Here is a 13,632-nt window from a genome sequence, read left to right as displayed (position 1 = left end):
GGCGGCGGAAGCTTCAGCAGCGGCGTCCTTGGCTTCTTCAGCCTTCTGGGCGCAAGCCGACAGTGCCAGGACGGCGGCGGCGAGCAGGACGTAGAGATGGGTCTTCATGAGCTGTCTCCTGAGGAGTTGTCTGAGAAAAAACGTGTGGTGGAACGTGTCAGGCAACGCCAGTGCTCGCAGCGGTCCGGCAAGCCGGCTTCGATCGTTCACTGACCTTACGGAAAAAGCCGCCGGATAACCGGCGGCTTTCCCGTTCGACGCGAGGTTTTCGCGTCGGAACTAGCAGTATCGCTTGCGCGATATTACTTCTTCGCTTCTTCCTTGGCAGCTTCCGCCGGAGCGGCAGCGTCCTTGGCGGCGTCGGCAGCAGCGCCGGCGGCGTCAGCAGCGCCCTTGGCGGCGTCGGCAGCGGCGTCGGCAGCGGCCGGGGTGGTGGCAGCAGCAGCGGCGTCGGCCGAGGTGGCAGCGGCGTCGGCAGCGGTAGCAGCGGCGTCAGCCGAAGCAGCAGCGGCGTCGGCGGTGGCGGCGTCGCCAGCGGCAGCGGCGGTGTCGGCAGCGGCCTGAGCTTCGGTCGAAGCGGCAGCGGCGTCGGCCGAAGCTTCTTCAGCGGCCTTCTGGTTCGAGCAAGCGGCCAGGGCCAGGCCCAGAGCCAGGGCGATCAGCGCCTTGTTGAAATTCATGATTCGGATTCCTCGTCGTTTAGTTAGGCAACGCGCAGTTGCGCGCCGATAACATGATGACAAGCCGGTGACGTGTGTCAAGCGGCCTGCCGGTTTTTTTTGTGCAACGCGTTTTTAACTTTTTACACTAATTCGATTGCGATAGCGGTCGCCTCGCCACCGCCGATGCACAGCGAGGCGACGCCGCGCTTGCCGCCGCGGACACGCAAGGCATTGATCAAAGTGACCACCAGGCGGGCGCCGCTGGCGCCGATCGGGTGGCCCAGCGCGACCGCGCCGCCGTGCACGTTGATCTTGTCGTGGGCGATGCCCAGGTCCTTCATCGGCGCCATGGCCACCACCGAAAAGGCCTCGTTGACCTCGAACAAATCGACGTCGGCGACCGTCCAGCCGGCCTTTTCCAGCACGTTTGAAATCGCTTTCACCGGCGCGGTGGTGAACCATTCCGGCGCCTGCGCGTGGCCGGCGTGGGCGACGATGCGCGCCAGCGGCTTGAGCCCGCGCGCGGCGGCTTCCTCGGCCGACATCAGCACGGTGGCGGCGGCGCCGTCGGAAATCTTCGAGGAGGACGCGGCGGTCAGCACGCCGTCCTTGTTGAACGCCGGACGCAGGCCCGGGATCTTGCTGGTGTCGATCTTGCCCGGCTCTTCGTCGCTGTCCACGACCACGTCGCCCTTGCGGCCCTTGACCGTCACGGAAACGATTTCAGCCTTGAAATGACCGGCGGATTGCGCAGCCTGGGCGCGCTTTACGCTCTCTTCGGAATAGGCGTCGATGGCGGCGCGGTCGAAGTCGTACTTGGCGCAGGCGGCGTCGCCGAACACGCCCATGGCCTTGCCGTCGTAGGGGTTGGTCAGACCGTCCCAGGCCATGTGGTCGAGCATTTCGGCGCTGCCGTAGCGGATGCCGGTGCGCGAGTTGTTGAGCACGTGCGGGGCGTTGGTCATCGATTCCATGCCGCCGGCGACGACCAGTTTGGCCGAGCCGGCCTTGATCAGATCGTGGCCCAGCATGATCGCCTTCATGCCCGAACCGCAGACCTTGTTGATCGTGGTGCAGCCGGCCGAGGTCGGCAGGTTGGCGCCGAGCGCGGCCTGGCGCGCCGGGGCCTGGCCCAGGCCGGCCGGGAGCACGCAGCCCATGATCACTTCGTCGACCTGGTCGGCGGCCACGCCGGCCTGCTCCAGCGCGCCGACGATGGCGGCGCTGCCCAGGGTCGGGGTCGGTACGCCGGTGAATTGGCCGAGGAAGGAACCGATGGCGGTGCGCTTGGCACCGACGATGACGACATCGCTCATGGACGAACTCCGAAACTGTGGCGTTGTAGGGGCCGGCAACCAGCTCGGCTGGGCCGGAATCCATCGATTATGCGGCGCCATGCTGCGGTGCCGCAAACATCCGGCAGGGGATGGCGCTGGACTAACGAAAATTGAACGAATCGGGTGTCGCCGCCTTCGATAACCGGCGCCCAGCTGAACAGGGGAGTCAGGCTCTGATCGATGAAATCGATTACATAAACTTCGCCGGGTGGGTGAATATCGGCGGCGAGCGCGTGGAGAATCTCGCCGCTGACCGCCGTCCGTGCGTCGGTACACGCCGTTGAATCCGCGATCGTCCAAATCTGCGTAATAAATCAACGAATCGATTGTCGCTGCGCAAGACTTTGGATTAAAACGGCGGCGAGGGCGCGACAGATCCGCTGGGGAGCGGAACCCACGCCGGCCGCAGAGGGAACAGCCATGAAACGTTTCGACCCGGCAGTGCGTCGTCGTGGCCCGCAATGGGCGGTGTGCGCGCTCAGCGTGGCCATCCTCAGTGCCTGCGGTGGCGGAGGCGGCGGCGACAACGTCAAGCCGACCCCGCCGCCGACCAACAACCCGCCGCCGCCGCCGTCTTCGCCGACGCCGCCGATCGGCGCGCATCTGGATTTGACCAACACCCGCGCGGCGCAAGCGGCCGGCTTCACCGGCGCGGGCGTGCGCATCGGCGTGGTCGACAGCGGCGTGCGCCGCGACCATCCCGCGCTCAACGGCCGGGTCGGCCCGCATTTCATCTACACCGATCCGCGCACCAACAACCATCGCGTCGACGACGTGCTCGGTCACGGCACCTATGTCTCGCAGATCATCGCCGGCACCCCGGTCGGCGCGTGGCCGGGCGGCATCGCGCCGGGCGCGAGCATCGTGTCCGCGCGCATCCTCTCCGATACCCGGCCGTCCGACGACGGTTCCGGCCAGGGCAACGAAGCGCGCGACAACGGCGGCCTGGACATCGTCGGCCGCGATCTGATGAACGCCGGCGTGCGGATCATGAACAACTCCTGGGGCGGTCTGTACTGGACCGGCGACAACGTCACCCAGAGCTTCATCGCCGCCTACAAGCCCTTCATCGACAACGGCGGCCTGGTGGTGTTCGCCACCGGCAACGAATCCAAGGCGCAGCCCTCCGACAACGCCTCGCTGCCCAGCCAGGGCGCGGGCGCGGACGTGCTGGAGCGCGGCTGGATCGCTGCGGCGGCGCTGGACACCAGCAACCCGACCCAACTGGCGAGTTACTCCAACGCCTGCGGCATCGCCATGAACTACTGCCTGGTCGCACCCGGCGACGTGCAGGCGACCGGGGTCAACGATGCGGTCGGCAATCCCAGCTACTGGGTGGTGCGCGGCACCTCTTTCGCCGCGCCGCAGGTCTCCGGCGCCGCGGCGTTGGTGTGGCAGGCGTTTCCCTACTTCAACAACGACCTGGTCCGGCAGACCTTGCTCGGCAATGCCAAGGATCTGGGCGCGCCCGGCGTCGATCCGGTGTTCGGCCAAGGCCTGCTCGACGTCGGCGCCGCGGTGCGCGGGCCGCGGCGTCTGGATTGGGGCAACGTGCGGGTGAGTTTCGACGGCACCTCGACCTGGTCCAACCAGCTCAGCGGCGCCGGCGGTCTGGTCAAGGAAGGCAGCGGCACGCTGCGCCTGGATGCGACCAGCGCCAACACCTACACCGGCGCGACCGATGTGGTCGGCGGCACCTTGCGCCTGAACGACGGCGGCACCCTGGCCTCGCCGCTGACCGTGCGCAACGGCGCGGTGTTCGCCGGCGGCAACGGCGCCAAGCTGACCAATCGGGTCGACAACCAGGGCGCGTTGCGCCTGGACGGCGCGGGTCTGCGCGTGGACGGCAACTACGCCCAATCGCCGACCGGGCAATTGCAGTTCTTCATCGGCGCCAAACTCGATGTCGGCGGCAGCGCCAGTCTGGCCGGCGATGCGCGGGTGCTCGGGCAGTTGCCGGGGTACGTGCGTTCCAGCCGCGAAGTGTTTCTCAACGCCGGCAGCGTCAACGGACAGTTCGGCAGTCTGTCGACCGCGCCGGGCGTGTTCCTGACCGCCACCCTCGGCTACAGCGCGACTCAGGCTTGGCTCGACATTTCCGCGCTGAGCATCACTGCGACCGCGCAATCGCTAGGCATGCAGGCAGCCGACACCGCCTCGGCGGCGCGCGTGGACGGCGCCTTGAGCGGTCTGGACTCAGGCGCGCTGGTGCGCGGCGGGGCCGGGGCGCAAGGCGCGTTCGCGGCGGCGGCCGGCGCGTTGCAGCAGTCGGCGACGCCGGCCGCGGCGCAACGCTCGCTGGCGAGTTTGTCCGGCGAATTGCACAGCGCCGACGCCGCGTTCGCGATGATGTCGATCGAAGGCAACCGCCGCGCGCTGGAATCGCGGCTGGACGCGCAGTATCTGAACCCCCGCAGCGGCGCGTGGTCCGACCGCATCGATGCGCGCCGCATCGCCGGCGGTCGGCTGGACTTGGACGCCAGCGGTTGGATCGTCGGCCACGATCAGCGTTTCGGCGCGCTCAGCGTCGGCGCCGCCTTGAGCCAGACCGACGGCTACGCCTACAGCGCGCAACGCCGCGACCGCGAGCGCAATCGCCAGATCGAAGGCCAGTTCTACGCCTCGTGGGATCGCGCCGGCAGCTATCTGATGGGACGCGCGGCGTTCGGCAACATGGACCGCAACTTGCAGCGCGAAGTCCTGCTGGGCGCGACGCAGTTCGGCACCGGTTCCAATTACGCCAACCGTTATCTCAATGTGGGCGTGCAGGCGGGCCACCGCTTCGAATTGCGCGAGGGCTTGCTGACGCCCTACATCGGCGCGCAGAGCTTGCGTCTGGATCGCAACGGCTTCGAAGAAACCGGCGCGGCCGGCTTCGGCCTGAGCGCGGACGGCTCCACGCTGAGCGCGACGCAGTTGTTGGCCGGCATGCGCCTGGAGCGCGAGTGGCGTTTGGGTTCGACCTTGTTCGGCCTGAGCGGGCGTGCCGAATGGCAGCGCACGGTGGCCCAGTCGGGGCGTTACATCGACGCGCGTTTCACCGGGCTGGAGGTGTGGTCGCCGATCGTCAGCGATCCGTTCGCGCGCGAGGCCGGGGTGTTCGGGCTCGGGATCAATGCGCGCTTCGCCAAGGGCGGGGTGTTGAGTCTGGATATGGACAATCGTTACGAGTTCGGGCGGCATTATCCGCGTGCGTTGGCTCGGTGGTCGTTCTCGTTCTGAGCGCGCGCACTAGCAAAGCGTGTCGTTGAGCGCATCGAGCAAGCGCACCAGGCCGGAACGGCGGTGCATTCCGGTCTTGTCGAGTATCGATTGCAGGCGCGTGCGCGCGCCCGACAGCGCGATGCCCAGCGCGGCGGCGGCCTGTTCGAGGTCGGGATGGCGGCGCAGCGCCAGCGCCAGATTCGCCTCGCTCGGGGTGAGATCGAACAAGTGGCGCAACTGCGCGGCGGTGTCCGCCGACTCGGCCAGATTCAAGGGGCGCACGAACAAGGCGTAGGTCAGCGAGCCCTCGGCCGCCGCATAACGGCTGAGCCGGGCGAAAGCGACCAGGCTCTGATCGCGGCCATACACCGAGAACGTCGATGAAGGCGTCCCGGTCGTCAGTTCGCGCAGCGAGGCATTCCAGGCGGCCCGCGTCATCGGATGCACGGGTTCGATCGGGCGGCCGAGGCCGCCGCGCCACCAACCGACAGCGACGATCGCCGCCGCCGCGGGGTTGTCGTTGACCCAGCACAGGCGGCGGTCCAACAAGAACAGTGCGCGCCGATCTGCGCGCTGTTCTTGCTCAGTCGAGCGAACCCGTTCGAGCTGCGATTGAATCTGGCAAGCATTGACGAAATGAGGCGACAGCAACTCCAGAAATCGCCGGTCGCTGCCGTCGTAGGCGCCTGTCCGCGCGGACCGGCACAAGCTCAGGAACATGCCTTTGCCGGCATCCAGCGACCCGCAAATGCCGGTCGAGTGGGCGACATCGATCGGGCGAAGATAGTCGTTGTACCACTGCGTCGCGCGCAGTTCCCGCAGGCGCACCCACTCATCGCTGACGAATACGAAGCCCGCACGCGTGTGTCCGCTGGCGCGTTCGAACCAGATGTTCTGCTCGGAATGCTTACCCTCGTAACGGGCCATTTCCAGCGAGTCGATGCCGTTGGCCGCTAACATACGGCCGCCGGCGCGCAGGTCTTGCCGGATCATCAGCCCTAGGTGGCTTCCGGTCGCGGCCGCGACCGCCGAAAGAAATCGCTGGAGCCGCTCGGGTTCGCCGAACTGGCCGTAGAGATCGCACAGCGCGGTCTGCAACTCCGATTCGTTCGGCATGGCCGTCGACTCCTTGTCAAGTCGCAGATGCGACCTGCACGCGAACCTACGCCGGTATGCAATGCCGATCAATCGGCCGCGACGGCCAAGGGGGGAGCGATGAGGACGTTATCGATGTTTGTTGCAGCAACCGCTGCGTTTGGACTGAGTGCTTGTGGAACTTTTCCGCATTCCAAGACGAAGCTGATCGGCAAGGATGGTGATCCGGTGCGGATGGTCGACTTTCCCAGCGAACGACGCGGCGGCTGGGTAGTGATCGATCCGAAAAGCGGCCAGGTCAAAGTGTGTTCGGAACCCTTTTCAGACACCGGTCTATCCACCGAAGCATTGCTTAAACTTACCGGCGACATCGCCAAGAAAGGCAACGTGGTTTTCGACAGTACGTCCAAGACCACCTTGAAGGAGCTACAAGGCCGAACACCGTCGGTGTTGGCCTTGCGCGACGTGATGTACCGGATGTGCGAGCGGCGTCTAGCCACCGATGATGGGTCCATTTCCAAGGATGAGTTGGATATCTACAGGTCGATCGTCGAGGTGATCGCAAAATTTGCCGATGCCGAGCGCAACGAGGCCGCTACCGAGAAGGCCAAGCAGACAGGCGATGAAGATCGCGTCGGCAGCGCCAGAGCTGCGCAGGACCAAGGATTCGAAGCGTTGGCATCGTGCTCGTGGGACCAGGCCGAAAGCGCGTTCGCCCGAGCCGAAAGCCTGGTTCCGGGGTTTCAGATCAGCTACGAGATGGCGCGCGCCCTGCGAATGGCCCGGGCCGAACAGGACAAGCGCGACGACTCTCTAAAAGCCGGGCGCTTTTACATGCCCGCGGACGTCAAGAAAAAACTGGAGAAATGCCCGTAGCGCACGACGGGATGCTTGGACGGATAGAGCCGCTCCACGCATACAAAAACGCCGCCACGTTGCCGTGGCGGCGTTCGCTTTACAGCTCTGCTTCGACGCTCAGCTCTTACCGTCGAACAACTCCCGCCCAATCAACATCCGCCGAATCTCGTTCGTGCCCGCGCCGATCGCATACAGCTTGGCATCGCGCAGAATCCGCCCGGTCGGGTACTCGTTGATGTAGCCGTTGCCGCCCAGGGTCTGGATCGCTTCCAGCGCGACTTGCACCGCAGCGTCGGAGGCATGCAGCAGGCACGAGGCGGCATCGACCCGGCTCTTGTGTCCGGCGTCGAAATCGCGGCCGACCTGATAGGCGAACGCGCGGCTGGACTGCAGCGCGGTGTACATGTCGGCGATCTTGCCCTGCATCAGGCTGAAGGTGCCGATGGCGACGTCGAACTGCTTGCGCTCGCGCACGTAGGGCAGGGCGATGTCCATGGCCGATTGCATCAGCCCCAGCGGGCCGCCGGTCAGCACCAAACGCTCGGTGTTGAGCCCGCTCATCAGTACCTTGACGCCGTGGTGCACTTCGCCGAGCACGTTTTCCGCAGGAATTTCGCAGTTCTCGAACACCAGTTCGCAGGTGTTGGAACCGCGCATGCCCAGCTTGTCGAGCTTCTGCGCGGTGGAAAAGCCCTTCATGCCCTTTTCGACGATGAAGGCGGTCATGCACTTGCTGCCCGCGTTCTTGCCGGCGGTGCGCATGTACACGATCAGCACATCGGCTTCCGGGCCGTTGGTGATCCACATCTTGTTGCCGTTGGCCACCCATACGCCGTCCTTGAGTTCGGCGCGGCAGCTCATCGAGCCGACCACGTCGGAACCGGCGCCGGGTTCGCTCATCGCCAGCGCGCCCTTCCATTCGCCGGTGCACAGCTTGGGCAGGTACTTCTGCCGCTGGGCTTCATTGGCGTTGGCGTACAGGTTGGATACGCACAGGTTGGAGTGGGCGCCGTAAGAAAGGCCGACCGAACCCGAGGCGCGCGAGATTTCCTCCATCGCCACCAGATGGGCCAGATAGCCCATGTCGCTGCCGCCGTATTCGCCCGGCACGGTCATGCCGAGCAGACCCATCTCGCCCAGTTTGGGCCACAGGTCTTGCGGGAACGCGTTGTCGTGATCGATCCGCTCCGCGCGCGGAGCGATTTCGGCGTCGGCGAAACGGCGCACGGCATCGCGCAGTGCGTCGATCTCTTCACCCAGGGGGAAACTGCGCATATCAGCCCTCGTAACGAATCAGCGGCCGCCCGTTGAGCGGTTGGATGTTGCGGTTGTTGCGACGGTAGTGACTCAGGAACCCGTCGATCTGCTGTTTGGACATGGTCACCGGCGTCGGCAGCACGTACCACTCGACATTTTCCGTCAAAGGCGGGGTCGTGAGCGAGCCCAGGTAGTGGTAGTAGCCGTGCGACTTGGGAATCAGGCCCTCGATGTCGATCTCTTGCTGGGCCGGCGCGGTCTTGCGCGGGCTCAGGTCGTCGAGGACGTCCTGCGCGACCGCATTGGCCTTGCCCTGTTCATACATGACCCCGACCACCGCCAGGCGGCCGTCCTGGGCCTTGAAGACGAAATGGCCCTCCAGCGGGTAGTGCTTGCCGTCCAGGGTGTGCTCGCTTTGCGCATGGAAGTGGAACTGGGCGAGCTTGAAATGGCGTCCGCGGATCGTCGCTTCGGTGGCGTGGGTGTCGACCTGGACCGAATGGCCGTTGTCTTCGACCTTGTCGACCGCGCCGCGGGTGTGGACGAACTCGATCGCGCGCGGCTCGTGCTCATCGGCGGCGACGGCGCTGGCGGTGACGATGTCGATCGGCGACTGCGACTTGTCGTGGGCGGCCTTCCAGCCTTCCTGATGATCGTAATCGTAGGCCTCGTGATGCGAGGCGGCGGCGGGCTTGGCCTGCTCGGTGGCTTGGGCGGTGAAGGCGAGGGCAGCGGCGACAACGACGGCGAGAGTGTGTTTACGCATGTCTGAGGTCCTGTACGTGCACAACATCGGGGGAAAAATCGCGTCTGGTCCGGCAAAGCGATCGTCGTGGCCCACTCCATCAACGCGAATGGGCGACAAAACCCTACGCCGAATACGACGACGGGGCCGTTGGCCCCGTCGAAGTGTGCGTCAGTGCCCGCTGCGGATGCGTCCGCGGAAGCTCGGATTGGAGCGGCCGAGCGGCAGCTTCAGCTTGCCGATCGCGGTGATGCGCTCTTCGGCCAAACGGTCGGCGGCGGTGTAGGTCGGGATGCTGTCGCGCTCGGCGATCTCGAAGATGCGGCCGAGGTTGTGGTAGATCGTGCGCATCATGCGCATGGCGCGCTCGCGGTTGTAGCCGTCGAGTTCCAGCGCCACGTTCATCACGCCGCCGGCGTTGACCGCGTAGTCCGGCGCGTACAGGATGCCGCGCTTGGCCACTTCGTCGCCGATGGCGTTGTTGGCCAGCTGGTTGTTGGCCGCGCCGCAGATGATCTTGGCCTTCAGGCGCGGCAAGGTCTGCTCGTTGACGGTGCCGCCCAGCGCGCACGGCGAGTACACATCGGCGTTGACGTCGTAGATTTCGTCCAGGCCGACCGCTTCGGCGCCGTATTCGGACACGGCCTTGTCGACCAGGCCCTTGTTGATGTCGGTGACGAAGATCTTCGCGCCGCGCTCCTTGAGCAGCTTGACGAATTCCATGCCGACGTGGCCCAGGCCCTGCACGGCGTAGCTGTACTTGCCGACTTCCTCATCGCCGAAACGCTTGTTCAGCGAGGCCATCAGGCCCTGCAAGGTGCCGTAGGCGGTGAACGGCGACGGGTCGCCCGAACCGCCGTGGACCTGGTGCACGCCGGTGACGTACTCGGTCTCGCGGTACACGTATTCCATGTCGTTGACGTCGATGCCGACGTCTTCGGCGGTGATGTAGCGGCCGCCCAGCGAATCGACGAACTTGCCGAACGCGCGGAACAGCGCCTCGGACTTGTCGGCAGAGGGATCGCCGATGATGACCGCCTTGCCGCCGCCGATGTTCAGGCCGGCGACCGCGTTCTTGTAGGTCATGCCGCGGCTCAGACGCAGCACATCGTTGAGCGCGTCCTGCTCGGTCTTGTACGGCCACATGCGCAGGCCACCCAGGGCCGGGCCGAGCACGGTGTTGTGAATCGCGATGATGGCCTTCAGGCCGGCGTCCTTGTTATGGCAGAACACGACCTGCTCATGGCCGAAGGTGTCGAGGGTTTCGAAAATCATCGGGTGCTCCGAACCGGGCGGGAGTGCGCGGAAGATTGCGCTTACGCGTCGCGCCTGGCTGTGGGTTAAGTCGTTGAAATGAAATGAATTCGCCTGTGCGGCGGCGAAACGGCGGCCGGCGCAGGGGCGCTAGTCTAAAGCAATCGGGCAATACGGCTAGGTATGCCGGCCGTAGGGAGGCCGCCGCCGCCGCGGGGTTTGCCGGGGTTGTCGTTTGCCACGATCCAAAGTCTGGGCCGGCCGCCGTCGGCGCTGCCGTCCAAACGCGCGGGGACGGCGCAGGACTGTGTGTTCGGGCGCTGTTCGTGTCGCTGATAGTGCGAAAAGGAAACACGATAATGGTGGATTGGATCTGTCCGGACCGGCGCCGTCGCGGCGTTAACCCGGATGCGGATCGCACCGTTACCGCTTAACAGGACGCCGAATCATGGCCACCGCAAGGAAAGCCGCTGCAACGCGCAAACCCGCCGCCAAGCGCGCCGGCCGCAGCGCCACCGCCCACCAATTGCGCTCGCGCCTGCTCGATGCGCGCCCGGACACCGCCGACTTCCGCGACCGGATGTTCGAGCCGACGCTGATCGACGTGCCGGCGCACAAACCGCTGAGCGAACACCTCAAGCTGCGCGTGCCGGTGCTGGACCAGGGCGACGAAGGCGCCTGCACCGCGTTCGGCCTGGCCGCGGTCGCGCACGCCTTGCTGCGCCGGCGCAACCCGCGCGCGCGGCTGGCGCCGGTCAGCACCCGCATGTTCTACGACATGGCCCGCCGCTACGACGAATGGCGCGGGGAAAAATACTCCGGCTCCAGCTGCCGCGGCGCGATGAAAGGCTGGCACCACCACGGCGTGTGTTCGGACAAGGTCTGGCCGTACAAGGCCGGCGAGCAGATGGAAACCTACACCGAGCAACGCGCGCGCGACGCCGCGCAACGTCCGCTCGGCGCGTATTTCCGGGTCAATCACAAAGACCTGGTGGCCATGCACGCGGCCTTCGCCGAGGTCGGGGTGTTGTTCGCTTCCAGCGCGGTGCACGACGGCTGGGACGCGCCGACGCGCGGGCGGATCGCCTGGAAACGCCAGGAAATCGCCGGTTATCACGCCTTCGCCATCGTCGGTTACGACGAAGGCGGATTCTGGATCCAGAACTCCTGGGGGCCGGGCTGGGGTCTGCGCGGTTACGGTTACATCAGTTACGACGAATGGCTGGAGCGCGGCACCGATGTCTGGGTGGCGCGTCTGGCGGTGCCGATCCGGCTGCACAACGCGCAGTCCAGCGCGGTCAGCCATTCCAGTCTGGCGCGCCAGTCCACCGGTTACTCGCAGGCCGATCTGCGCCCGCACATCGTCAGCCTCGGCAACAACGGCCGCCTGCGCGACGACGGCCGTTTCGGCACCACCGCCGACGACGTGCGCAATCTGATCCGCAAGGACCTGCCGCGGATCACCGGAGACTGGCAGAAGAAGCGAGTGCTGCTCTACGCCCATGGCGGTTTGGTGCCCGAGCAGGGCGCGATCCAGCGCGTCGCCGATTACCGGCAAACCCTGCTGAGCAAGCAGATCTACCCGCTGGCCTTCATCTGGAAGACCGACGCCTGGACCACGCTGGGCAATATCCTGCGCGACGTTGCCAAGCCGCGCAGCGAAGGCCTGATCGACAAGGCCAAGGATCTGCTGCTGGACCGTCTCGACGACACCCTGGAACCGTTGGCGCGCACCGCCGGCGGCAAGTTGATGTGGGACGAAATGAAAGAGAACGGCATGCTCGCGACCACCGCGCGCACGCCGCTGGCCAACGGCGCGGTGCAGGAAGCCGGCGGCGCGGCCCTGGTCGCGCGCTTGCTGGACGAATGGATCGCGCGCGATCCCAAGGTGGAACTGCACCTCACCGGCCACAGCGCCGGCTCGATCCTGCTGGCGCCGCTGGTGCAGTTGCTGACCACTCGCGGCATCGTCCCCAGCGGCCCCGCGGTCGGCATGCAAGGCCTGGGGCGCGAGATCGAAAGCCTGACCCTGTGGGCGCCGGCGATCACCGTGGATCTGTTTCTCGACACCTACGCGCCGGCGCTGCGCAGCGGCGCGATCAAACGCATGTCGCTGTTCACCCTGACCGACAAGGCCGAGAACGACGACCATTGCGCCGGCATCTACCATAAATCGCTGCTGTACCTGGTCGCGCACGCGTTCGAACAGCAAGCGCGCACCTGGATCAACAAGAAGTACCGCAACGGCACACCGCTGCTGGGCATGGCGCGGTTCCTGGAATCGGGCGCGGCGCAGGGATCGAGGGAACTGCGCGAACTTATCGACAGCGGCCGCATCGACTGGATCCAATCGCCGACCGCGGGCCTGCCGGAAGGCTCGCCGGACGCAGCCTCGGCGACCTCGCACGGCGGCTTCGACGACGACCGCGCGACCTTGGCCGCGACGCTCGCGCGGATTCTCGGCCAGCCCGCGACCACGGCGAGTTTCGATATTCAACGCTCCGACGCCGGCATCGCCGAGCGGCGCCGCAACATCGTCCGCGCTGTCAAAAAATAATCATGTTCATCGGGAACAATGGACCCAAGCAGCAGGGCCGCAGGGATGGCGGCAGTGGCAAGCGGTGCGACGCGCCCACTATCGAGGCGCGTCGCACCTCGCAGGGGATCGGTCGTCGAGGTCGACGCGTAGTGGTTTCATTGCCGCACGTCTGTTGAGGCGATGCTGGTTTGGTCGCGCTCAGCGCGCGCCCCCGAACATGTGGGCCTTTGGGTTTTCGAGGTCGGCCGGGGCGCCGGCGTTTTTCTCCAGTTCGAAATAACCGAACACCAAGTTGCGGTCGTTCGGGGCGGCTTCGTCGTCGGGCTGCAGCCAGGCGAGGGCTACGTAGCCCGTTGTGGGGCGTGCGGTGCGCCACACCATTGCGCTCACGTCCTCATTCGCCGGCGGCGCATCCAGCCACATGCCTCCGAACTGGTTTTCTATGTGTCCGCGCGCGAAAGCTTTTACGCCGATCCAGTCGGTGTCGCCATCGAGCACGAACAGCCGATGCGCACGCACCTGAAAACGCCCGTCGAGCAAAGCGTCTAGTCCGCGCGTCAAGCGTTGTTGTTCGCGAGCGCGGTCGCCGGTGGCCAGCGGCTGCACGATGGTGGCGCTCGGGGTTGGTAGTTGATCGATCAAGACAGCATCCTCTGCAGGGTTGCGGGCAGCATGTGGCGC

10 protein-coding genes are annotated in these 13,632 nt (G+C 66.0%); 3 read left to right on the top strand and 7 right to left on the bottom strand.

Features of this window, described 5'->3' with window-relative positions:
• Window positions 1–302 precede the first annotated feature (302 nt).
• Complete coding sequence (locus tag V7787_RS37800) at window positions 303–680, bottom strand: hypothetical protein (protein WP_336092762.1); 378 nt, start codon at window positions 678–680, stop codon at window positions 303–305.
• Between the two features lie 122 nt (window positions 681–802).
• A complete protein-coding gene (locus V7787_RS37795; protein ID WP_336092761.1) occupies window positions 803–1,978 on the bottom strand; it encodes a thiolase family protein in 1,176 nt (391 codons plus the stop codon).
• A 441-nt stretch (window positions 1,979–2,419) separates the two neighbouring features.
• Here V7787_RS37795 and V7787_RS37790 point away from each other — a divergent pair, with 441 nt between their 5' ends.
• The gene (locus tag V7787_RS37790) at window positions 2,420–5,221 is read left to right on the top strand and encodes a S8 family serine peptidase (protein WP_336092760.1); all 2,802 of its coding nucleotides are present in this window, start codon (window positions 2,420–2,422) and stop codon (window positions 5,219–5,221) included.
• 9 nt (window positions 5,222–5,230) lie between these two features.
• On the opposite strand, the gene V7787_RS37785 is transcribed toward V7787_RS37790, so the two are convergent.
• Complete coding sequence (locus V7787_RS37785; RefSeq protein WP_336092759.1) at window positions 5,231–6,301, bottom strand: helix-turn-helix transcriptional regulator; 1,071 nt, start codon at window positions 6,299–6,301, stop codon at window positions 5,231–5,233.
• Between the two features lie 132 nt (window positions 6,302–6,433).
• Between V7787_RS37785 and V7787_RS37780 the strand changes: the two genes are divergently transcribed.
• Complete coding sequence (locus V7787_RS37780; protein WP_336092758.1) at window positions 6,434–7,174, top strand: hypothetical protein; 741 nt, start codon at window positions 6,434–6,436, stop codon at window positions 7,172–7,174.
• Between the two features lie 99 nt (window positions 7,175–7,273).
• Here V7787_RS37780 and V7787_RS37775 read toward each other — a convergent pair whose 3' ends face one another.
• From V7787_RS37775 to V7787_RS37765, 3 genes are all read right to left on the bottom strand, one after another.
• A complete protein-coding gene (locus V7787_RS37775) occupies window positions 7,274–8,431 on the bottom strand; it encodes an isovaleryl-CoA dehydrogenase (protein WP_336092757.1) in 1,158 nt (385 codons plus the stop codon).
• 1 nt (window position 8,432) lies between these two features.
• Window positions 8,433–9,179 (bottom strand): carbonic anhydrase, encoded by a 747-nt coding sequence (locus tag V7787_RS37770; protein WP_336092756.1) that lies wholly within the window; start codon window positions 9,177–9,179, stop codon window positions 8,433–8,435.
• A 150-nt stretch (window positions 9,180–9,329) separates the two neighbouring features.
• Entirely contained in the window at window positions 9,330–10,433 is a 1,104-nt protein-coding gene (locus V7787_RS37765) for a Glu/Leu/Phe/Val dehydrogenase dimerization domain-containing protein (protein WP_336092755.1), read from the bottom strand.
• Window positions 10,434–10,860: 427 nt separating this feature from the next.
• Here V7787_RS37765 and V7787_RS37760 point away from each other — a divergent pair, with 427 nt between their 5' ends.
• Entirely contained in the window at window positions 10,861–12,969 is a 2,109-nt protein-coding gene (locus V7787_RS37760) for a C1 family peptidase (protein WP_336092754.1), read from the top strand.
• Window positions 12,970–13,149: 180 nt separating this feature from the next.
• On the opposite strand, the gene V7787_RS37755 is transcribed toward V7787_RS37760, so the two are convergent.
• Window positions 13,150–13,557, bottom strand: coding sequence for a hypothetical protein (locus V7787_RS37755; protein WP_336092753.1), 408 nt, complete (start codon window positions 13,555–13,557; stop codon window positions 13,150–13,152).
• Window positions 13,558–13,632 lie beyond the last annotated feature (75 nt).

Source organism: Pseudomonas sp. CGJS7, assembly GCF_036961695.1.
This window is presented reverse-complemented; position numbering and strand designations above follow the sequence as displayed.

What these genes read in the sequence shown, in the direction of transcription:
- V7787_RS37760 (WP_336092754.1), top strand. Translation starts at nt 10,861, where the DNA reads ATGGCCACCGCAAGGAAAGCCGCTGCAACGCGCAAACCCGCCGCCAAG.
- V7787_RS37770 (WP_336092756.1), bottom strand. Translation starts at nt 9,179, where the DNA reads ATGCGTAAACACACTCTCGCCGTCGTTGTCGCCGCTGCCCTCGCCTTC.
- V7787_RS37775 (WP_336092757.1), bottom strand. Translation starts at nt 8,431, where the DNA reads ATGCGCAGTTTCCCCCTGGGTGAAGAGATCGACGCACTGCGCGATGCC.
- V7787_RS37780 (WP_336092758.1), top strand. Translation starts at nt 6,434, where the DNA reads ATGTTTGTTGCAGCAACCGCTGCGTTTGGACTGAGTGCTTGTGGAACT.
- V7787_RS37795 (WP_336092761.1), bottom strand. Translation starts at nt 1,978, where the DNA reads ATGAGCGATGTCGTCATCGTCGGTGCCAAGCGCACCGCCATCGGTTCC.
- V7787_RS37765 (WP_336092755.1), bottom strand. Translation starts at nt 10,433, where the DNA reads ATGATTTTCGAAACCCTCGACACCTTCGGCCATGAGCAGGTCGTGTTC.
- V7787_RS37800 (WP_336092762.1), bottom strand. Translation starts at nt 680, where the DNA reads ATGAATTTCAACAAGGCGCTGATCGCCCTGGCTCTGGGCCTGGCCCTG.
- V7787_RS37790 (WP_336092760.1), top strand. Translation starts at nt 2,420, where the DNA reads ATGAAACGTTTCGACCCGGCAGTGCGTCGTCGTGGCCCGCAATGGGCG.